20 protein-coding genes and 2 riboswitches are annotated in these 20,453 nt (G+C 38.0%); of the genes, 6 read left to right on the top strand and 14 right to left on the bottom strand.

From position 1 onward, the window contains the following. The first annotated feature begins 131 nt into the window (after nucleotides 1-131). Nucleotides 132-1,433 carry a CitMHS family transporter gene (locus N178_RS12240; RefSeq protein ID WP_045292466.1) on the top strand — a complete coding sequence of 434 codons (1,302 nt, stop codon included), beginning with the start codon at nucleotides 132-134 and terminating at the stop codon, nucleotides 1,431-1,433. Nucleotides 1,434-1,759: 326 nt separating this feature from the next. Here N178_RS12240 and N178_RS12245 read toward each other — a convergent pair whose 3' ends face one another. The 5 genes from N178_RS12245 to N178_RS27020 form a co-directional block, all read right to left on the bottom strand. Beyond that, nucleotides 1,760-2,275 (bottom strand): GNAT family N-acetyltransferase, encoded by a 516-nt coding sequence (locus N178_RS12245; RefSeq protein WP_052942389.1) that lies wholly within the window; start codon nucleotides 2,273-2,275, stop codon nucleotides 1,760-1,762. Nucleotides 2,276-2,344: 69 nt separating this feature from the next. Further along, the gene (gene nikA / locus N178_RS12250; RefSeq protein WP_045292467.1) at nucleotides 2,345-3,886 is read right to left on the bottom strand and encodes a nickel ABC transporter substrate-binding protein; all 1,542 of its coding nucleotides are present in this window, start codon (nucleotides 3,884-3,886) and stop codon (nucleotides 2,345-2,347) included. Nucleotides 3,887-4,032: 146 nt separating this feature from the next. Further along, nucleotides 4,033-4,222, bottom strand: a riboswitch (cobalamin riboswitch). Between the two features lie 2 nt (nucleotides 4,223-4,224). Next, nucleotides 4,225-5,229, bottom strand: coding sequence for a cell division protein FtsZ (gene ftsZ / locus N178_RS12255; protein WP_014461739.1), 1,005 nt, complete (start codon nucleotides 5,227-5,229; stop codon nucleotides 4,225-4,227). Between the two features lie 358 nt (nucleotides 5,230-5,587). Further along, a complete protein-coding gene (locus N178_RS12260) occupies nucleotides 5,588-5,977 on the bottom strand; it encodes a tautomerase family protein (protein ID WP_045292468.1) in 390 nt (129 codons plus the stop codon). A gap of 167 nt (nucleotides 5,978-6,144) precedes the next feature. Continuing rightward, a complete protein-coding gene (locus tag N178_RS27020; RefSeq protein ID WP_014461742.1) occupies nucleotides 6,145-6,303 on the bottom strand; it encodes a hypothetical protein in 159 nt (52 codons plus the stop codon). 260 nt (nucleotides 6,304-6,563) lie between these two features. Between N178_RS27020 and N178_RS12265 the strand changes: the two genes are divergently transcribed. Beyond that, nucleotides 6,564-7,517 (top strand): TRM11 family SAM-dependent methyltransferase, encoded by a 954-nt coding sequence (locus N178_RS12265; protein WP_045292469.1) that lies wholly within the window; start codon nucleotides 6,564-6,566, stop codon nucleotides 7,515-7,517. A 37-nt stretch (nucleotides 7,518-7,554) separates the two neighbouring features. On the opposite strand, the gene rluF is transcribed toward N178_RS12265, so the two are convergent. Further along, nucleotides 7,555-8,271 (bottom strand): 23S rRNA pseudouridine(2604) synthase RluF, encoded by a 717-nt coding sequence (gene rluF, locus N178_RS12270; protein WP_170836846.1) that lies wholly within the window; start codon nucleotides 8,269-8,271, stop codon nucleotides 7,555-7,557. A 276-nt stretch (nucleotides 8,272-8,547) separates the two neighbouring features. Between rluF and N178_RS12275 the strand changes: the two genes are divergently transcribed. Next, nucleotides 8,548-9,081: an MFS transporter gene (locus N178_RS12275; protein WP_272946330.1), complete on the top strand. Its 534-nt coding sequence runs from the start codon at nucleotides 8,548-8,550 to the stop codon at nucleotides 9,079-9,081. Nucleotides 9,082-9,137: 56 nt separating this feature from the next. Here N178_RS12275 and N178_RS27550 read toward each other — a convergent pair whose 3' ends face one another. The 3 genes from N178_RS27550 to N178_RS12295 all read right to left on the bottom strand — a co-directional run bounded on the left by N178_RS27550 (nucleotide 9,138) and on the right by N178_RS12295 (nucleotide 11,203). Further along, nucleotides 9,138-9,326, bottom strand: a complete 189-nt coding sequence (locus tag N178_RS27550) for a hypothetical protein (protein ID WP_237758460.1) — start codon at nucleotides 9,324-9,326, stop codon at nucleotides 9,138-9,140. Nucleotides 9,327-9,828: 502 nt separating this feature from the next. Further along, a complete protein-coding gene (locus tag N178_RS12290) occupies nucleotides 9,829-10,278 on the bottom strand; it encodes a hypothetical protein (protein WP_045292470.1) in 450 nt (149 codons plus the stop codon). A gap of 436 nt (nucleotides 10,279-10,714) precedes the next feature. Next, nucleotides 10,715-11,203, bottom strand: a complete 489-nt coding sequence (locus tag N178_RS12295; protein ID WP_045292471.1) for a QueT transporter family protein — start codon at nucleotides 11,201-11,203, stop codon at nucleotides 10,715-10,717. Nucleotides 11,204-11,212: 9 nt separating this feature from the next. Beyond that, a riboswitch (PreQ1 riboswitch) is annotated at nucleotides 11,213-11,257 on the bottom strand. A gap of 196 nt (nucleotides 11,258-11,453) precedes the next feature. Between N178_RS12295 and N178_RS12300 the strand changes: the two genes are divergently transcribed. From N178_RS12300 to N178_RS12310, 3 genes are all read left to right on the top strand, one after another. Continuing rightward, nucleotides 11,454-11,867, top strand: a complete 414-nt coding sequence (locus tag N178_RS12300) for an Lrp/AsnC family transcriptional regulator (protein ID WP_045292472.1) — start codon at nucleotides 11,454-11,456, stop codon at nucleotides 11,865-11,867. A gap of 366 nt (nucleotides 11,868-12,233) precedes the next feature. Beyond that, nucleotides 12,234-13,100: a YitT family protein gene (locus tag N178_RS12305; protein ID WP_045292473.1), complete on the top strand. Its 867-nt coding sequence runs from the start codon at nucleotides 12,234-12,236 to the stop codon at nucleotides 13,098-13,100. A gap of 349 nt (nucleotides 13,101-13,449) precedes the next feature. After that, a complete protein-coding gene (locus N178_RS12310; RefSeq protein ID WP_013055227.1) occupies nucleotides 13,450-13,668 on the top strand; it encodes a hypothetical protein in 219 nt (72 codons plus the stop codon). Nucleotides 13,669-13,910: 242 nt separating this feature from the next. Here N178_RS12310 and N178_RS12315 read toward each other — a convergent pair whose 3' ends face one another. The 5 genes from N178_RS12315 to N178_RS12335 form a co-directional block, all read right to left on the bottom strand. After that, nucleotides 13,911-14,699 carry a 5-deoxy-glucuronate isomerase gene (locus N178_RS12315; RefSeq protein WP_045292474.1) on the bottom strand — a complete coding sequence of 263 codons (789 nt, stop codon included), beginning with the start codon at nucleotides 14,697-14,699 and terminating at the stop codon, nucleotides 13,911-13,913. Between the two features lie 134 nt (nucleotides 14,700-14,833). Continuing rightward, the gene (locus N178_RS12320) at nucleotides 14,834-15,859 is read right to left on the bottom strand and encodes a LacI family DNA-binding transcriptional regulator (RefSeq protein WP_045292475.1); all 1,026 of its coding nucleotides are present in this window, start codon (nucleotides 15,857-15,859) and stop codon (nucleotides 14,834-14,836) included. A 60-nt stretch (nucleotides 15,860-15,919) separates the two neighbouring features. Continuing rightward, nucleotides 15,920-16,816: a myo-inosose-2 dehydratase gene (iolE, locus tag N178_RS12325; RefSeq protein ID WP_045292476.1), complete on the bottom strand. Its 897-nt coding sequence runs from the start codon at nucleotides 16,814-16,816 to the stop codon at nucleotides 15,920-15,922. Between the two features lie 84 nt (nucleotides 16,817-16,900). Further along, the gene (gene iolD, locus N178_RS12330) at nucleotides 16,901-18,835 is read right to left on the bottom strand and encodes a 3D-(3,5/4)-trihydroxycyclohexane-1,2-dione acylhydrolase (decyclizing) (protein WP_045292477.1); all 1,935 of its coding nucleotides are present in this window, start codon (nucleotides 18,833-18,835) and stop codon (nucleotides 16,901-16,903) included. A 112-nt stretch (nucleotides 18,836-18,947) separates the two neighbouring features. Further along, nucleotides 18,948-20,405: a CoA-acylating methylmalonate-semialdehyde dehydrogenase gene (locus tag N178_RS12335; RefSeq protein ID WP_045292478.1), complete on the bottom strand. Its 1,458-nt coding sequence runs from the start codon at nucleotides 20,403-20,405 to the stop codon at nucleotides 18,948-18,950. Nucleotides 20,406-20,453 lie beyond the last annotated feature (48 nt).

Below are 20,453 nucleotides of genomic sequence, written 5' to 3' on the forward strand. Positions count from 1 at the left end.
TAAGGCGGCTTTTTTAGTTTGTAGTTTTAGTTTGAAGCTATCTTATTTAAAAATACCAAACTTTAACATTAATTCTAATGCTATAATATAAATTAATAGAATTTTCTAACTTTTTTAAGAGGTGATGAATAATGCTTTCTTTGTTAGGGTTTGGAATGATTGTAACGTTTCTTTTTCTTGTTATTAGTAAACGCTTGTCCGTGGTTGTTGCTTTTATTTTTGTCGCTATCTTCTTTGGGGTAATTGGAGGTTTTAGTGCTGATATGGGAGATATGATGATGAAAGGTATTTTGAAAGTAGCTCCTACGGCCATCATGATCGTTTTTGCTATTTTATATTTTGGATTAATGATTGACGTCGGTTTATTTGATCCTATGATTTCTCGTATCCTAAACATTGTGAAAGGAGATCCTTTAAAAGTTGTAATGGCAACTGCCGTTATTACAATGCTCGTTGGCTTGGATGGAGATGGCTCTTCTACATTTTTAATTACGGTTTCTGCCTTACTTCCTTTGTACACAAAATTAGGAATGAACCGACTAATACTTGCGTGTGTTATTAGTTTAAGCGCGGGTGTTATGAATATGATTCCCTGGGGAGGTCCTCTAGTAAGAGCGGCAGCAAGTCTACAATTAGAAGTATCAGATTTATTTAACCCTCTGATTCCAGCTATGGCAGCCGGATTGATGTGGACTTTATTTTCAGCATACTTACTTGGAAAAAAAGAGAAAGCGCGCTTAGGAACCATTCATTTAAAAGGGGCATCCATGGCTTTTGCTGAACAGCTTTCAGCTCATGAGCCACCTGCAAAGCCGCCTAGACTTTTTTGGTTTAATGCCTTATTGACACTTTGCTTAATGGCTCTCTTGATCTTAGACATACTCCCTATTCCCATTTTATTTGCCATTGCCTTTGCCATTGCTTTATTTGTTAATTTTCCTCATCCAAAAGAGCAGCAGGAAAGAATCTTAAGTCATGCAAACAGCTTTGTAATGGTTAGTACATTAGTTTTTGCAGCAGGAATCTTTACAGGCGTTTTTACAGAAACAAAAATGATGCACGCTATGGCCAATACAATTGTCAGTCTTACTCCTGAATGGCTAGGCTCTCACCTACCCTTAGTTGTAGCAATAACGAGCCTTCCTCTTAGCTTTGTGTTTTCACCTGATGCTTATTACTTTGGCATTTTGCCTGTTATTAGCCATACAGCCGCTAATTTTGGCGTAGAACCGGTAGAAATAGGACGAGCAGCTTTATTGGGACATTCCACAACTGGGTTTCCTCTATCCCCTTTAGTGCCTGCTACTTTCATTCTGATCGGACTGGTTAAAGTAGATTTCGGCGAGCATCAAAAGTTCCTTTTTAAATGGGCCTTTGGGACAACTATCATCATGACGATTACAGCCATTTTAACGAATGCTATTTCCTTTTAGGATCCTACCATAAAAAGGAAGCCGACTACCATAAGGCAATCGGCTCACACATGTAGGATATTGATTTAACACTAACAAAGTACAACACAACACTAGTAATTATATAATATATTTCATTATATTGAAAGCGATTTCATATATATATTTTCAAAAATATTTTTTTATTTGTTTTTCATAGAAAAGAACCACGTTTCAGCCAATTCGAAACGTGGTTCTTTTCTGTAAGGACTTGCCCTACAGGCTATAAATGTAAGTTACGTTCATTATAGCACGAGCCCGTATATAGATTCCATGGTAATTACTGTATTATCTCGTTACGTTATGACTCATTGTATTTTTCTGTCCATGTGCAGCGTATTCCATGGTTCATCCTGTTCAGCTAGCCTTTTGATAAAGCCTTGTGAAGCCCAAAAAGGAATAGCTCCAGGTAAAAAAGGATGAGTATGCAGATACAGCGTGTCATAAAAATGACTTTGGGCAAATTGTTCAACCGCTTTTAACAGCTGCTGTCCGATGCCTAGACGTCGGTACGCTGGATCCACATAGCACTTTACAATCTCGGCTGCAGTTCTATGTTCATATCGCTCTTTTAATGCATGAAACCGTCCATCGTAAGCGTATAAACCAATGGTCCCAATTACTTGTTGACTTTCCGTAACAGCTGCAAAAAAAGCAGCGCCTTTCGCTTGAACATAATGTTCATTAAAATGAAGCAAATCCACAGGAAGCTGATTTTTTTCCAGCATAGGAAACAGTTCATTTCGCATATTCATGACAAACTGAACCACTTCAGCATCCTTTTCTCTTACTTCTTTAATTTGATACATTTGTACTTCTTGCACGGTTACTGTCACGTCCTTTTATCTGTCATTTTATACGTTCTCTTTTCCCTATCTATGCCTCAATATTGACTATGAGGTTACATCTAAATGCTGAGTCAGCATATAATACTCGCTTGGATTTGTTGTCCAGTTTTTCACTTTTTGATTATAAGCAACAACAATGTTTGGGTGTACAATCGATGACGTCAGCATTTTTCTATTAATCAAGGCGGTTGCTTGTTTGGCTAACTGATCTCGTTTTGCGTCATCTACTGTGGAATTTAACTGGTGAATCATTTTTGTTAGCTTATCATCATTAATCCGGCTGGCATTTAAACCACCGCCGGGCAAATAGTTCGTACTTAAATAATAGCTGGCATCCCCTCTAGGTGCTGTGATAAGGCTGTACAATGCTAAATCCCAATCATCTTTTGCCATTAAATATTCATCGCTGTCCTCAACGAGATGAATCTTAATATTGATTCCTAACTCTTTCGCATTAGACTGTATAAGCTGAGCAATCAAAGGAAGTTCTGGCAAAGAACTGTATGTGACAAGAGAGAGCGATAATGGCTTTCCGTTTCTGATTGCTTTTCCATTTTTGATTTGATAACCTGCCTTCTCCAAATACTTTCTAGCAGATACGATACCTCTTTGATCATTAGCAGTACTATCAGCAAAAGGAAATTGGGGTAAAAATGGCCCTCGAGCCGCTGCCGCTTGATTGTTCATTATGCTGCTGACAATTTCTTTTCGGTTCAATAAAGCATCGATAGTTTTTCTTACATTTTCATCTTTTAATGCGTCATTGGTTTGATTATAAAGCAATAAATGGGTACGCACACTAGGTACTCCACTTACCTTAAAAGACGGATCTGTTTGTAAAGTGCTCAAGCTTTCTAAAGGCGGGCGATAAATAATATCGGCTGTTCCAGATTGAAGAGCAGCAACTCGCGCATTAGCATCTTCGTTAAATGCAAAAATCGCGTTTTTCAATTTCACTTTCCCATTCCAATAATGTTCATATCTCCCTAATTTCACTTGATTTCCTTGATCAAAAGACAAGACGCGAAATGGGCCCGTACCAGTGGGCTTCTTAGCTATATTAGAAGCATGAACGTCTATAATAGCTGTATTTGGATGCACTAATTCAGAAGGAAATTTAGGGATTGGTTCTTTTAACGTAATTGTGAGCATATGACCGTTTGCTTTCATTTCTTTGATTTTTAAAGCGTTTCTCATCGCATAGCTTTGATTTATTGCTCTTTGAAGAGAAGACTTCACGGCGCTTGCATCCAGCGCTTTTCCATTTTGAAACGTGATGTTCTTTCTTATTGCAAATGTCCACGTAAGACCGTTATCTTTTGTTTCCCACTTTTCAGCAAGCCAAGGCTTTAGTTTTAAATCGTCGCTAATCTTAACAAGCGTCTCTCCCACTCCGGCACGAACTGCCGTGTAATCATCATCGGTATGGGGGTCAAGGGTTGCAGGTGTGAAATTAAATAAAAATGTAGCGCTTTTATCCGTTTTCTCTCCTTTTTTCATACTCATACTCTCTTCATGAGACGTGCAAGCAGTAAGACAAAGTAAAACAAAAAGTAATATAGATACAAGTTTTTTATTATTTGTCATTCATTTTTCCACCTTCTATTTTAAATACACAAAAAAGCACTTCTTAAAAAAGAAGTGCTTGCCTTCACAACAAATCTAGATAAACGTATCCCTTGTTTATCGTATTTTTGATTCTGCCAAAACACCTCCCTATCCTCGTAGGTTATTGTGTGCTGCGATTTATGGCAGGTCTCCTGGCTTCAAGTCACTGCCTTATACCGCCTTCCCGTCTCTAAATAGACAGTGGCTTCTTGACATAAGGCTCCTTGTTACAGTGGCGGGACCGCTCCGGATTTGCACCGGATTCCCTTTTAAGGCAATTGAAAAACAATTACCACCATAAAAGCTTGTTATTTAATTTAGTAGCGTGCTCTTGAAACTCTAGAAGTAGAAGCTGATGGTGAAATGTCTTCATCATCAAATCCAGTGGCAATAACGGTTACCATCATTTCGTCCTTTAAATCTTCATTGATCACGGACCCAAAAATCATATTTAAGTCCTGATCAGAAGCGGACGTGACAATATCTGCTGCTTCCTGTACTTCGTAAAGACTCAGGCTGCTGCCGCTCGTAATGTTCAACAGCACGCCCCTTGCTCCATCAATCGATGCATCTAGCAGCGGACTAGAAATCGCTTTTTTCGCTGCTTCAATTGCCCGATCTGATCCGGAAGCTCGTCCGATACCCATAAGCGCAAATCCTTGATTAGACATGATTGTTTTTACATCAGCAAAGTCAAGGTTAATCAGCCCCGGAACAGCGATTAAATCTGAAATACCTTGAATACCTTGGCGAAGAACATTATCTGCTTCACGGAATGCTTCAAGCATAGGCGTCTTTTTATCGACAATTTCAAGCAAGCGGTCGTTTGGAATCACAATAAGGGTATCTACCGATTCATTCATCGCAGTAATACCGCCTACTGCTTGCTTCGTACGTTTATTTCCTTCAAACTTGAAAGGGCGAGTAACTACTCCAATTGTTAAAGCATTTAGTTCACGGGCAATTTGGGCAATAACCGGAGCTGCTCCAGTACCAGTGCCTCCCCCCATGCCAGCTGTTACGAATACCATATCTGCGCCTTGCAGTACTTCTTGAATTTGTTCTCTGCTTTCTTCGGCTGCTTCTCTTCCTACTTCTGGATTAGCTCCTGCACCTAATCCTCGCGTTAATGCTGCACCAATCTGCATTTTCACATCTGCTTTAGATAAATTAAGCGCCTGAGCATCCGTATTAACGGCAATAAATTCTACCCCTTGTACACCATGTTCAATCATACGGTTAACGGTGTTATTTCCTCCACCGCCGACTCCAATTACTTTAATTCGCACTAACGGCGATACATCTGCATCAAATCCAAACATTCTAAGTTCCTCCTCAATGATCAAAATTACTTTCTCTTATTATCCGAAAAAACACGTGAAGAACCTTTTACTCCTATATTTAACGCGTAACTGTTCTTTTGTTTTACAGATTTTATACATTTCTCTTTTAACCTTTAAATCTTTACATCTTTATGTAAAATTATTGTTGTTCTGAAGTTAGTACGCCGAACTTTTTTTGGTTTTCCCACTCAAAACGGCATATAAGCTTATTGTATCATTCATTTGACAGATGTCTGTATTTAATTTTGAGTAAGATGTGACTAAGAGAATAATATTTTTATAGACAAAATGAGAAAAAGCCCTTAGAAATAAGGGCTTCTCTAGATAATAAACCGTTTTACAATTTCCCAGTTAAGAATTGAGCTTCCCCCATGCCAAAGCTCCAATCAGCATTACCGTTCTCAACAATTGAAATCATAATGTCGTTTGGCTGAATACCGCAGCTTTCTCCCAGCTCTTTTACAATTAATTTGTAAAGAGCTTGTTTTTGCTCTTCTGTTCGCTGTTTGCTCGTCACACTTATAATAACCAAATCCTTGCTTCTCTCAAAGCCAAGACCTGTATCTTCAATAATCATTTCATGAGCAGGATGCTGGTGTACAATTTGATAACGATCACGTTCTGGCACGCCAAAGGCTTCTAGCATTGCTCGGTGAGCAGCGTCTAGTAATGTTTTTAACTCTTTTTCGTCTCTTCCTTCTATTACATCAAATCTGAGTAATGGCATACTAAGTAACCTCCAGCTTTTTGTCTAATGTATTATTGCTTCATCATATCACAACTATCATTTGTAAAAAAAAGATATGCTATTCAAAATGTGCTCTCTACTGAAAGAGACCTCAAAAACTTCAATAAAAGCTGAACCTAATAAAAAGAAATGAGCAGCATAACGGCTCATTTCATTAGTATAAAAACATTTATAATAAGAGCTAAAATACATACAGATACAATGGCAATGAGTACGTTCATCACAAGGTTTTGCGAGGATGTTTTGGCTTGTTTTTTCATATCAGCCCGACTCATCTGTTGCTTTTCATGATCACTTTTAGACATCACGTAGCCTCTCCTATTCATCAAAATGTCAGCAGTGTGTAAATGATTTTTGAGAAACTTTGATCCAGTTCTTTTGTATAAACAGCAGCACATGCAGGTTATCATCAGTTATTTTAGCATGTTTTGTCAAATAAGTGGACTATGTAGCGCTTCAATTTAGTATTCACGGCCAAATATATTTAAATTCGTTGCTTTTCTCTTCTTTTCTCGCTATTGTTTGAGAAGAAGGATAATTAGATACGATAAAGGATGATACGATATTGAATAACCATACGCAGCTGCCCCAGTATATCTACACATACGCATGCAGCGAAGAGGAACTCTCACTATGTCAATTAGAGAGACGCTCTCTTTTTGAAATTGAAACTGAGAAACCTATCATAAAAAGTGCCGTTAAACTTGATCCAAGCAGAAGCCCTTTTATCAAAGAGCGATTAGATATTATGTATGAATCAGATGACCTTGCAGATATTTGCAAACAAGTAGAAGATATTGACCTTGGAGATCAAACATTCAAACTCATTTTTATGAAAATTAATGACTTGGAAAAAGATCAAAAAATAAGTTATAAAGGTCAGCGTGCTATTGAACGTGATGTGGGTTGGCATTTTGTAGCAGAAGCAGACTTGCATAACCCTGACCATTTGTTTGGCATTGTTACATTTGAAGGACGCTGGTATTTTGGAAAATATCAAAAAAGCGAAGCTGTATGGCTGCATCATTTGAAGAAACCGCGTGAATACTCTACGGCACTCAGTACCCGCCTTGCAAGAGCTGTAGCTAACATTGCCGTTCCAAAGCCTGAAGGAATCAAAGCGATTGATCCATGCTGTGGTATTGGTACAGTCCTAGTAGAGGCTCTTTCAATGGGCATTGATATTGTAGGACGCGATATCAATCCACTTGTGACCGACGGATCTCGTGAAAATATTGCGCATTTCGGCTTAAGCGGTGATGTCAAAACTGGACCGATTTCGGATGTTACAACTCACTATGATGTAGCTATCATCGACATGCCTTACAATCTCTACACCCACGCGACGCCTGAAGATCAGCTTTCTATTTTGAAACACGCTCGCCGCTTTGCGGATAAAGTAGTCGTGATTACAGTAGATACGATTGACCATATGATTCATGAAGCTGGCTTTTCTATTTCAGATCGCTGCGTAGCGCGCAAAAGCGTATTTTCTAGACAAGTAGTTGTATGCGAATAAAAAAAGACACCAGTCTAACAGGCTGGTGTCTTTTGATTTACCACTCTTTAGGTTCATAGTCTAATTCTTTGAATAGCTGCGTACGCTCTTTTTTCGTTAAATCTCTCCATTGCCCAACAGGTAAGTTGTTTAAATGGATATTCATAATACGCGTGCGCTGAAGACGGTATACTTCATATCCCAGCACTTCACACATACGGCGAATTTGACGATTTAGGCCCTGTGTTAAAATAATTTGAAACTCGTACTTAGACAGCTGTGTCACTTTACAAGGAAGCGTTTTTGTACCTAGAATCTTTACTCCCTCAGACATGTTTTTAATAAACTCCGGTGTAATGGGCTTATCTACTGCAACAATATATTCTTTTTCATGCTTGTTTTCTGCACGTAAAATTTCGTTAATAATATCGCCGTCATTTGTAAGTAAAATTAAGCCGTCTGAATCCTTATCTAGTCGTCCGACATGGTGAATACGCAAAGGGTGATTGACTAAGTCAATGATGTTTCCCTTTACTTTTTTTTCACTCGTACTTGTAATGCCGACTGGTTTATTAAGCGCAATATATACATTATTTCGAGCAATCCGAAGCTGTTGGCCGCTTACTCGAATATCATCGCCAGGCTCAACTTGATCTCCGATTTTTGCAACCTTTCCATTAACGGTTACTCTTCCTTCACTAATTAACTTATCTGCCCCGCGTCTTGACGCTTTGCCAGATTCGCTAATAAATTTATTCAGTCTCAGGTGAATCACAACCTTACATTTAAAAATTTTAAAATTTGTCTCTTCTATTAGAAACAGATATGTGTCAATTTCTATACCGTCCCTATCGTAACATGCTATACGCTTCTCGTCTTCTTTTAATTTCATTACTGGATCATATTTTTTTAACAGTAATAGAAGTATAGTTCCAAAATACTTTATAATCTTATTCTTAACATCTCAAGCAATGCTTACACCTGTCAAACTAACGTCAATCTCCACTCCTATACAAGACCTAAACGTCTAGATTGACTGATCCGTATAGAGTTGCTACCATCAGGTTTTCTTATGCCTCCAGGAGGAGTAACGCTGGCTCTAACAGCTATGGTCGGAGGACGTTTGTTTGATAAAATTGGATTTAAACCGCTGCTTTTAACAGGCTTAATCCTTTTAACATTTATTTTAAGTTTGTTCACTACCATTTCAAGCGAAACAACTACGATGACCGCAGCTGTTTTATACGCCGCCTTTACAATTGGGGTAGGTTTAAGCATAGGGCCCGTGATGACGCTTGCTTTAAATCAAGTACCTAAACCTCTTCACGCTCACGGTTCAGCCATTTCAAATACGATTAACCAAGTGTCAGGTGCGATCGGACCCGCTTTGTATACAAGTATTATGACTATGGCTTCTCAGCACTTTATTCAACAATCAAATGAAACAAATAAAACGCTGTTACAAATAAAAAGTATGACAAGCGGGGTCCATACCGTCTATTATGTAGCCATCGCTTTCGCCATCGTTTCGTTCCTGCTCGCTCTTACGTTAAAGAAAAAAGATCAGCAGCTTGAAACACAATAAGTAAGAAACTGATAAGAGCTGCTCATAATTTGAGCAGCTCTTGTTATATGCAGAATTTATATTATAAATGTAAAAGCAATCATAGATACTATTAAAACAAGGATAACAATACTATTCTTTCTTTTTACCTTCCATGCTTCAATAGCGCCAACGACACCACCAATGACTAAAATAAAAGTACCTATAAGGTGCAGAGACAGCAGAGATAACAACCTGCCTAAACTCGCCAACACTCCTCCAATCAATATAAATCCTGTTGTTACAATAGATTTTAAAGATGTTAAGTCTCGGATAACTTCTTTTTTTCAGTTTTACTCAGTTTAAAGTACTCTATTATACTAAAAACAGCCGGTGTTCCCCATAAAATAAAGAAACTAACTAACCTATCCGTATCTACACTCACTGTTCATTCACCACCTTTATAAATCCCTTATGCACTTTTCCTAACCCATTTTTTAGAGATGAAAAAAGCGGCTGTAGCTGCTACAATGGGAATTGCAAAAGCAAAGCTAGGTGAATGACTGCCGAAAATGACTTCATTTGATAAACCTTCAATTGAACTCTACATATCTGCGCTTTCTGGAACATACCAAAGCGTAAGAATCATGCCTGATAGCAGTTGAAAGCTACCTAGCAACACGATGAAGCTAATGATAAACAGTCCGTATCTCTTCAATGAAATCTCCCCCTTGGTTTATATACGATTTCACACCTTTTAAGTTCCACTATTTAACAAATAACTTTCTATTATTCTCGCTTCAAAGATCCTCCAAAAGAAAATTGATGGTAGTCATCGACCTTATTCCAATATCCTATGCACTTTACGTCAGGCTCATCAATAGCTAACGCTTCTTTATTAGTCCCTTTATAAGGAAGAAAAGCAGTTAACTTCACCTTTTGTTTTGGCTTAATATTTAACTTATTACCTTCCGCTAACACCTTAAATTTATTTTCAGAATAACCGTTTTTTATTTTTAGTGGATACGATAAAAATACGTCGTTTTGTTTGATGGTCAAATCGCTCTTGTTTACGAATTCCAATTCATATGAAATCCCTTGCTTCATTTTTTGTTCTTTGATGACGTTAATATGTATCTTTTCTAGTTCTCTTAAAGGAATGTTGTCTTCTTCTTTTGAACCCCCGGCAAATAAGATGGCTAACGCTAATAAAACGAGAATTCCTAACTTTCTATTCAAAAAAATAATCCCCTCTCTCGTAACAAAGATTATTTTACAATTATAACTCAAAAAAGTTATTTAATGGTAAAAACAAACAATTAAAAAAGCAAACCTCTTCAGTCTGCTTTTTTAATTGCTACGCATAGGTAATGTGTTGTTGTGCGAAAAACTTTTCGATAAGGAGTTTGCCAACTATATGTATATCGTAACAAAAGAACAAAGAGTGCGCTGTGAGATTTGTCACTCCTTCTTTCAAAACAATCTAATCGAATACTTGCTATTTCCTTACGCAAAAAAAGCAGAACGCAAATGCGACCTGCTCTTTTCACATGCTAGATATGGGTAATTTGTCCATGCGTGAAAAGCTCTTCAATAATAAGGGGTTTATCACTACATCTATAGAATAACAGAGAAAAAAAGATGCGGCTGTGAGATTTATCACATTCGCATCTTTTTATCCAACTAGCTTATTAAATTGTACACGTTTATTAATTGCCGCCATAATTGGTGCTCCAACAAGCATAACAACGAACTCACCAACAGCTGTTGTTAACCATGTAAAGAAAAATGGTAAATCAAATGCTAGGTGCAGTTCAAACGCAATAATAAACATCGTAAACGTAAACACAAGTGTATTAATAAGCATACGAGCCCACATACTCTTAATGTATCGCATAGAAAAAATGGTAATAAATAATGATAGTACAGATTGTCCTACCCCAAACACCAGATCATAAGCGACCATTGGTGAAAAAAACAAATTCGTGAGAAATACCCCTAGTACAATGCCGTACACGTACTTTTTATTAAACACAATTAAATGATTGAACATTTCTGATATACGAAATTGGATGTTGGTGAAGCCAAACGGCTGAATTAACATGCTAACAGCAATATACATAGCCGCTAAAAGTCCGTTGACGCAAAGTGTTCTTATATTCATCTTACTATTCTCTCCTTAGTTTTTTAACGTGGGATGGTTACGAACCACGTAAACACTCAAAGAATCATACAGCAAGCTTAAGCTTTCGTCAATCTAGCTGTTTACAAACTAATGTCGCTTTCTATATCTTGAACATTGACTGCTCTTTTTTCTTACTTTTCTTTAGTATAAAATAGAAGACATATCCGTATACATGGTTGAAATCGAGTAGTTAACCCTTTTGATTAGACATACGAAAGGATTTGTAGCGATGTTATTAGATAATACAGATCAACGCATACTAGAAGAGCTGTCAAAAAACGGACGTATGAAGATGAAAGAATTAGGAGAGAAAGTGCATCTAACCGGACAAGCCGCTTCTGCTAGAGTATTAAAATTAGAAGATGAAGGCGTTATAAAAGGCTACACAATTAACATTGATGAACGAAAACTTGGCTACACCGTCCATGCATTTTTAAATATCTATACACAGAGCATTCATCACCACCCCTACCTTACATTTATAGAAAGTCAGCAGAAGTACGTTATCAACAACTTTAAAATCAGCGGCGATGGCTGCTACTTACTAGAATGCAAATTTCATTCAAATGAAGAATTAAATGATTTTTTGACAGAGCTAAATCAGCATGTGAATTACAAACTTTCAATCGTCATTAACAAATAATTTTTTAAAAATAAAGGTATATTAATTTATGAAAATGGCAATTCTAATAACGTATTCCCCCTATTCCAATAAATTTGAAAATCCTTTGCGCCGTCGCAAAGGATTCTTTTTTTATGAAGGAAACCGCCTTCTATTTTTTGAAAAGTTGAACATCTCTTATAGCGTTGACATAGCGGTCAGAGGTTTATATAATCGGTGACATCAAAGCATAGAAAAGCAGGATCAAGACATATACACGTATCGTAATTCTTCGTCTTAGAAGTTGATCAGTTTTATAACTAGACAATTTCTAAGACGTTTTTTATTTTATCATTTGTGAAAGACTATCTACGTGAAAATATCCTAATGATCAAGGAGGTTTGCATATTGAAAACAATCTATAAAGACATCATTTTAATTATTGCCGGAGCGCTTTTAGTTGCTGCATCGATTGATTTTTTTGTTATTCCAAATAAATTAGGTGACGGAAGTACGGTTGGTATCGCTCTTGTTTTATATTATTTATTTCATGTTCCTACAAGTATCAGCACATTTCTTGTGAACCTTGTATTCATTGCCTTAGCTTATAAATTCCTAACTAAAAAAACCATTCTTTATACGATTCTAGGAGCTGTCATGACGTCCGTTTTCTTAGGTCTGGTCAGCTATATTCCCTTTCACGTTCACGACATGATTTTAGGAATTGTATTCGGCGCCTTACTCATGGGAACAGGACTGGCACTCATTTTTATCGCGGATGGATCTACCGGCGGTACAACTCTTTTAGCTTATTTATTAAACTACACAAAAGGCTATAATATCTCTAAAAGTATGTTCTACATGGACAGCGTCATTATTTTAGCATCGTTTTTTGCCATTGGCGTCAACAACACGCTCTATACTTTTATATTCGTCTATCTTTGCGCCAAAATCGTCGATATTGTTATCGAAGGTTTCCACAACAAAAAAGCAATGACGATTATGTCCGATCAATATAAAGACATCGCGCAAGTCATCACCAGTGAATTTGGAAATGCAGCCACAATCTTTTACGGATATGGCTACTACGCCAATAAAGATAAACGTATCATTTACGTTGTTATTAAAAAGAATGAGCTATTAAAAATTAAAAAGAAAATCCAGCAAATTGACCCGAATTCTTTTATTGTCATCCACGAAGTAAAAGAAGTTGTCGGCGGGAAATTTGGATTTATCGGCAATTCACCTCATGAAACAAAAGCCGCTGCTAAATAAAAAAATCCACCTCTTGGTGGATTTTTTTATGAAAAAACCGTTAAGAAAAAAGAAAAGATACCTGCTAAAAAGTAAACTGCCCCTAAAGCAATTGCTCCTGTAACGACCGTAAATACACTTAATCCGATAGCTACCTTCATTTTCATCCACATCCCTTTTTAGATTAGTAGTATAAGTATGTCCAAGGATAGGAGATTTATAACTATGTCATTCTATTTATTTCATAAATTGATGAAACAATTGTCTATCCAATGTGTTCTAAAACCACCCTTGACGACATAATGTATAGGAAGGATTTCATATACACATCTTTGTATCACACATATCATATGAAATTAGGTGAGATAAAATGGTGGCTGTCCACTTTTTTGAAAACAGAAAGCTTCTATTAAGCCAGCTGCGGGAAAACATTCCTTCTACGGGTGATGATTTAAAGATTAAGGGACGAAAAGGAACCGTCGTGCTTGTGAATGACATCGATGAAAAAAATGTTCACGTGGAGGTTGCTTTAGAAAAAGTAGTGAAAAAGAACCTAGCGTTAGATAATGCTAAAAAGAAAAGGAGATAAGCGGCTACGCTTATCTCCTTTTCTTGATTGACATACGATCTCTTGCTTCTGTTTAGAAAAAAAAGAGACTCCTAAAAAAGGAATCTGCCAAAAAGAGCGATATCATCGCCTGAATATTAATACAAGCTATACTTTAACATATAAAAACATATTTTACAAAAATAAACTATTATTTTACGCATAATTATTTTTTATTAGGGGTTTTTCAACATTTGAAACCCATTTCGTATAAAGATCTTTATTTATTTTTCAGGCCAAATTTTTGCACCCGGCTCTAATAACCACTTATGCTCTTCTTCCATAATACGGTCTGTCCACGGATTATTATCAAGATGGCGAATCATCCAGCAGAAGTACATCGCATAGCCAGGAGCCGTTGCTTGAGGATGATCTAATTCACCAGGAATTGTAATAAAACTATTATCAACTACACGGTACGCATCTTCTCCAACCATTGCGCAGCCAAATCCTTGCGGCTTGTCAAAACGATAGTAATACACTTCGGGCTGGTCATGATGATGAGGCGGATAACTCGACCATCTTCCTGGATAAGAAATCACTTCTCCAATAACAAGGTTAGAATAAGGAGCGTTATTGTAGTCAAAAATTGTTCGAATTACACGCTGAGCAGTACCTTCCCATACTCCTTCACCAGCCACTGTGTTTTGACAATCTTCAGGCGTATATAATTTTGATGAAAACTCTTTTTCATTATCCGTTTTTTGAACTAGTACTTCACTATCGGCAAGCCCGGTAATTTTAACCTCCACATTTTTTGAAACGTGCAAACACCAAGGCTCTTCTTCAAAAAGGGACTGACGCTGAATTTCTTTCGAATGTCCTTCCCACTCTAGCTTTACCTTTCCTTCTAGTAAAAGAATAGCCGTTTCACTGCTGCTGTCTAGCAAGGTTTCCTCTTTTCCTTGAGACATATTATAGATCCCAATATCCATCAACATATCTTTGTGCTGACCGGCCATTTCTGTAAGTACGTTGTATCCTTTATTTAATTCACCTAATTTAACTAGCATGCTTAACTTCCTCCTTTATGTAGTAGCGCAATCAGAATTTACTAATCACTCATTTTTTCTTTATAGACTCTATAGATTCTTTTGAATATGTGACTATGATGAGTTTTTATTAACAGCAATACTCTTGCTTGTATTCAATTATTTGCAGATGCTGTAGCGTCTCTTCGTAACGGAGCCGTTGATTTCCGGATAATTAATTTCGGCTCAAGAAGCAAATGTTCTTTATGCATCGTTGGGTATTCCATTTCTCTAACCAGCAAATCCACTACGTTTACAGCCATTTCTTTTGTCGGCTGTGCTACCGTCGTCAACATGGGCGTAATAGTAGTAGAAAGAACGGTATTATCAAAGCCAATCACTGATAAGTCCTTCGGCACATCAATTTTGAATTCTTTTGCCGCCTGCATAACGCCGATAGCCAGTAAATCGTTACAAGCAAAAATAGCCGTCACTTTCTCCTTCATTGAAAAAATCCGCTTAGCACTTTCATATCCTTTTTGAATACTTGCTTCGGTCGTAATAACATGTTGAGGTGACACGATGATTCCGTTTTCTTGCATGGCGTCTCGAAAAGCATCTAAACGAGCGTGATTACTTTTTGCATTTTCTGTAATAATTGCAATTTTTTCATGATGTAAAGACAGCAAATAATCAGTCGCCAAAGAGCTCCCTTTGTAGTCATCCACTGTCACTGTATTAACGGATATGTGAGGAATTTCTGAAGCAATAACGCTAATCGGTATATCTTGCTTAAGCATATTTTTTAAAAGATTAGCATTGCGAAAAGCAGATGCTACAATTAAACCATCGATTCTTTGACGAATTAACAGCGATAGATACTTCTTCTCTTTTTCCGCATCGTTATCGGTATTGCACATTACTACATGGAAACCTTGCTCATGACTTCGGTCTTCTATGCTTCTCGCCAAGTCGGCAAAAAAAGGGTTGGAGATGTCGGGTACGAGAAGCCCAATCGTTTTAGTGGGTTTTCCTGTTAAAGCAGATGCTACGACGCTTGGATGATAATTCAACTGCGCCATAACCTCAATTACTTTTTGTCTTGTTCTTTCGCTAATATGACCAGTTTGATTAATGACTTTTGATACGGTAGAAATTGATACACCTGCTTCTTCAGCCACACTATAAATGGTTGGCTTCATTTCCCCTCCTCCTTTCACTTGATAAGCATATAAAAGGCATTAAGTCTTTTACATTCGAAATTAAAGACCGCTTTTTTCTTTAATAAAATTTCTCGCTTTTAGCGCATATTCAAAAGGATTAGCAAGCGCTGGATCCTGTTCTGCTTCTACGACAAACCAGCCGTTATAATCAGAAGCGGCAAGCGTAGTAAACACTTCATCAAATCCAATAATTCCGTCACCTGGAACAGTAAAAGCTCCTTCTTTTACCGCTTGCAAGAAGCTTAGGTCTTGTTCTTTGACCCGATCAACTACTTCTTGACGAATATCCTTTAAATGAACATGTTTAATACGGTGCAGATATTTTTTTAAGATATGAAGAGGTTCTTCTCCTGAAAAGACAAGATGACCGGTATCAAATAGCAGCGAAACAAGCTCCGGATTGGTAAGCTCCATTAGCTGCTCAATTTCTTCTGTTGTTTGTACACCTGTTCCCATATGGTGATGATAGACAATATGCATATCTTTTTCTCGTGCCAGTTTCCCAAGATGGTGCAGGCCTTCTGTAAGTCTGCTCCACTCTGTTGGCGTGAACACAGGCTTTTCTTTAAATAAAGGAACATCCATCAGCCCTTGAATGCTGTGCCCTTGTTCAGACACAACAATTACTTTTGCTCCCATTTGGTATAAAAAATCGCGATGTTCAATAAATGGCGTTACCGTTTCTTCCAGCGGCTTTGTTGTTAAAAATGTACTAAACCACGCGCTTGCAATTTCCAAATTCCGAAGCGATAATGCCTTTTTTAAGATTGAAACATTTCGCGGATATTTGTTTCCGACCTCACTTCCTCTAAAACCGGTTAAAGCCATCTCACTGATACACTGTTCGAATGTATTTTCAGCTCCCAGTTCAGGCATATCATCATTTGTCCAAGCAATTGGAGCAATCCCCAGTTTGACCGTATTTTCCTTGAACATCTCTTCCTCTCCCTTATATGAAATGAAAACCTCTTTTATATTTATCGAATGTTTCTCTTCAACAACCTCATTTTCTCCTGCTTCTTAATAAACTCTTGCCATTTCAAGATTTTTCACCTTATCTTCATAAGCTTCCTGTACATGCTGATTTTTAGATACCTCTGCTACTCCTACATGCCACCATGATTCATAACCGTTCGTCATAGTTTTTGGCAGCACTTTAATATCGATTAGCGTAGAAACCTCTTGTTTTTGTGCATCTTCTATCGCCGTTTTTAATTCTTCAAGAGAACTTACGCGATACGTTTTTACACCGTACCCTGCGGCGCTGGCTGCAAAATCAATTTTCATCACGTTTCCGTTTAGTTTTCCTGTTTCATCGTTTCGATAGCGAAACTCTGTGCCAAAGCTCCCCATACCGTTTGACATTTGAAGATTATTAATGCATCCGAATCCGGAGTTATCAAACAGTAAAATGTTTATCTTTTTTCTTTCTTGAAGGCTTGTAATAAGCTCTGAATGAAGCATTTGATAACTTCCATCTCCAACCATCGCATACACTTCTTTAGCTGGTTCCGCTAGCTTAACTCCAAGTGCGCCTGATACTTCATATCCCATACATGAATATCCATATTCCATATGATAGGTATTAGGTTTATTAGACTTCCACATTCTCTGTAAGTCGCCTGGAAGACTTCCTGCTGCACCAACGATGACGGAGTTGTCATCAAGGAGCTTATTCACCTCTCCAATCACTTCTGTTTGCGTTAATTGAGTACCAAGTGATTCTACATATTCAGCTAAGCTTTCATCTAAATGACCTTGTATTTCTGGAACAAAATCTGCACCGGTAAAACGTATGCTATGCAGACGCTCTAATTCTATGTCCCATGCGTCTTTAGCACTTGTAATTTCTGTTGTATAACCAGACTGATAACCAATTGATTTTAGCTCTTCGCTAAGAGCAAGCAGACCTTCTTTTGCATCAGCTACAAGTTTCACAGCATCAAGTTTATTTGCATGAAATTCAGACGTGTTAATGGTAAGAAATTGTACTTCCGGATGTTGAAAAAGCTGTTTAGATGCTGTTGTAAAATCAGTAAATCGTGTGCCTACTCCAATTACTAAATCCGCTTCTTTAGCAATTGTATTAGCAGCTAAATTCCCTGTTACACCAATTCCGCCAAGATTATAGCGATAGTCGCTTTCAACGGCACTTTTCCCAGCTTGAGTTTCTCCAAATGGAATATGGAACTCACTAGCAAATTGTTTTAATTCTTGTGCTGCCTCTGAATACCGAACGCCTCCTCCGCAAATGATGATTGGCTTTTTCTTTGTTTTCATTAATTGAATCGCATCTGATAGACTGTCCTTAGTCGGAAGACGGCGCTCAATGCGGTGAATGCGCTTTTGGAAGAAGTAAGCTGGAAAATCCCATGCTTCTCCCTGCACATCTTGAGGCAAACAAATAGTTACAGCTCCCGTGTCTGCAGGGTTTGTTAACACACGCATTGCATTAATCATAGCTGTCATCAATTGTTCAGGTCGGCTTACGCGATCCCAGTACTTGCTTACTGGACGAAAAGCATCGTTTGTAGAAATAGATAAATCATATGACTGTTCAATTTGCTGCAAAACGGGATCCGGCTGTCTAGTTGCAAATACATCACCGGGAAGCAGCAAAACGGGAATGTTATTAGCTGAAGCGGTGGCTGCCGTTGTAACCATATTTGCTGAGCCTGGGCCCACTGAAGATGTGCAAGCCATAATCTGCTTTCGATGTTTTTGTTTGGCAAAAGCCATCGCTGCATTGGCCATTCCTTGCTCATTGCGCCCTTGATAGACATCTAGATTTCCTGGGTCTTCTTCCAAAGCTTGTCCCAAACCTACCACGTTCCCGTGCCCAAAAATTGTAAAAAACCCTTTAATAAACTGGTGCTGCTTTCCATCAAATTCAACATACTGCTGATTTAAAAACTTCACTAATGCTTGTGCTGTGGTCATTCTAATCGTTTCCATGCTTCTTTCTCCCTTCTAGTACTAGATTACGATTTTAAAAAAGGAAGCATAAGGAATATCTTTAATTCCTGATACTTCCTTTTTAAATGAGATGCGATTTTTAACGAATCACTTACCAGCGCGTTGTTACCATTTTCTTTCTTGTATAAAATTCCACTCCATCCGTACCATTTGCATGAAGATCACCGTAGAAAGAGTCTTTCCAACCAGAAAATGGGAAGAACGCCATAGGTGCCGGCACTCCTACATTTACTCCTAACATGCCGGATTCAATATTTTCACGGAATTCACGTACGCTTGCGCCGCTATCTGTGTAAATGCAAGCACCGTTTGCAAAACGAGAGTTATTAGCTACTTCAATAGCTTCTTCTAATGTTTTCACACGCACAATAGACAGCACAGGTGCAAAAATTTCATCTTGCCAAATTTTCATTTCTTGTGTAACACGATCAAAAATCGTTGGTCCAACAAAGTATCCGCTGCCATTTACCGCTGCGTCTGTACGACCGTCACGGATTAGCTGGGCACCTTCTTGCACGCCTGATTCGATATAGCTAAGCGTACGCTCTTTATGATTTTCACGGATAACCGGTCCTAAGAAGACGTTTTCTTCTAAGCCGTCGCCAATTACGATATTGTTGGCTTCTTCTACTAATCTTTCAATTAGCTGATCCGCAATTTCTTCCTGTACAGTAACAACAGATGCTGCCATACAACGTTCACCTGCTGAACCAAAAGCGGCTCCGATAATTTGTTTTGTTGTTACGTTCAAATCTGCATCATTTAATACAATTGAATGATTTTTAGCACCGGCTAAAGCTTGAACACGCTTTAAGTTTTCCGTACCTTTTTTATACACGTACTCAGCTACAGGCTGTGAACCTACAAACGAAATAGCTTTCACTAATTTATGTTCAAGAAGACCGTTTACCACATCGTGCGCGCCGTTTACAATGTTTAGCACGCCTTTTGGCAAACCAGCTTCTTCAAACAGCTCAGCTAACCTTGCAGCTAAAAGCGGTGTACGCTCAGACGGCTTTAACACAAATGTATTGCCGCAAGCAATCGCAAGCGGGAACATCCAGCAAGGAACCATCATTGGAAAATTGAACGGCGTAATGCCTCCAATAACGCCAATTGGATAGCGGTACATGCCAGATTCAATGTCTGTTGCGATGTCAGGAAGCTGTTTACCCATCATTAACGTAGGAGCTCCAGCAGCAAACTCTACGCATTCAATTCCGCGCTGCACTTCACCTCGCGCTTCGTTAAAGCTTTTTCCGTTTTCAACTGTCACTAACTTTGCTAATTCATCCCAGTTATCTACCAATAGCTGCTGATACTTGAACAAAATTCGTGCACGTTTAGGCACGGCTGTTTTTGCCCATCCTTTGAAAGCTTTATTTGCTGCTTGCACCGCTTGATCTACATCTTCTTTTGTAGAAAGAGGCACCTGTGCGATTAATTCACCTGTCGCTGGGTTATACACAGGTTCTGTTTTTGATGCAGTTGATTCAATCCATTGTCCACCAATATAGTTTTTTACTGTTTTTACTGCTGTTTGTGTCATAGAATATCTCTCCCTTTATCTGATTTTAATAAGCTTCTATTCCTTTAA

This window comes from Priestia aryabhattai B8W22 (genome assembly GCF_000956595.1).
Classification (GTDB): Bacteria; Bacillota; Bacilli; order Bacillales; family Bacillaceae_H; genus Priestia; species Priestia aryabhattai.

Coding starts and splice junctions, on each gene's coding strand:
- N178_RS12240 (WP_045292466.1), top strand. CDS start 132: ATGCTTTCTTTGTTAGGGTTTGGAATGATTGTAACGTTTCTTTTTCTT.
- nikA (WP_045292467.1), bottom strand. CDS start 3,886: ATGACAAATAATAAAAAACTTGTATCTATATTACTTTTTGTTTTACTT.
- ftsZ (WP_014461739.1), bottom strand. CDS start 5,229: ATGTTTGGATTTGATGCAGATGTATCGCCGTTAGTGCGAATTAAAGTA.
- N178_RS12260 (WP_045292468.1), bottom strand. CDS start 5,977: ATGCCATTACTCAGATTTGATGTAATAGAAGGAAGAGACGAAAAAGAG.
- N178_RS27020 (WP_014461742.1), bottom strand. CDS start 6,303: ATGTCTAAAAGTGATCATGAAAAGCAACAGATGAGTCGGGCTGATATG.
- N178_RS12295 (WP_045292471.1), bottom strand. CDS start 11,203: ATGAATATAAGAACACTTTGCGTCAACGGACTTTTAGCGGCTATGTAT.
- N178_RS12300 (WP_045292472.1), top strand. CDS start 11,454: ATGTTATTAGATAATACAGATCAACGCATACTAGAAGAGCTGTCAAAA.
- N178_RS12310 (WP_013055227.1), top strand. CDS start 13,450: ATGGTGGCTGTCCACTTTTTTGAAAACAGAAAGCTTCTATTAAGCCAG.
- N178_RS12315 (WP_045292474.1), bottom strand. CDS start 14,699: ATGCTAGTTAAATTAGGTGAATTAAATAAAGGATACAACGTACTTACA.
- N178_RS12320 (WP_045292475.1), bottom strand. CDS start 15,859: ATGAAGCCAACCATTTATAGTGTGGCTGAAGAAGCAGGTGTATCAATT.
- iolE (WP_045292476.1), bottom strand. CDS start 16,816: ATGTTCAAGGAAAATACGGTCAAACTGGGGATTGCTCCAATTGCTTGG.
- iolD (WP_045292477.1), bottom strand. CDS start 18,835: ATGGAAACGATTAGAATGACCACAGCACAAGCATTAGTGAAGTTTTTA.
- N178_RS12335 (WP_045292478.1), bottom strand. CDS start 20,405: ATGACACAAACAGCAGTAAAAACAGTAAAAAACTATATTGGTGGACAA.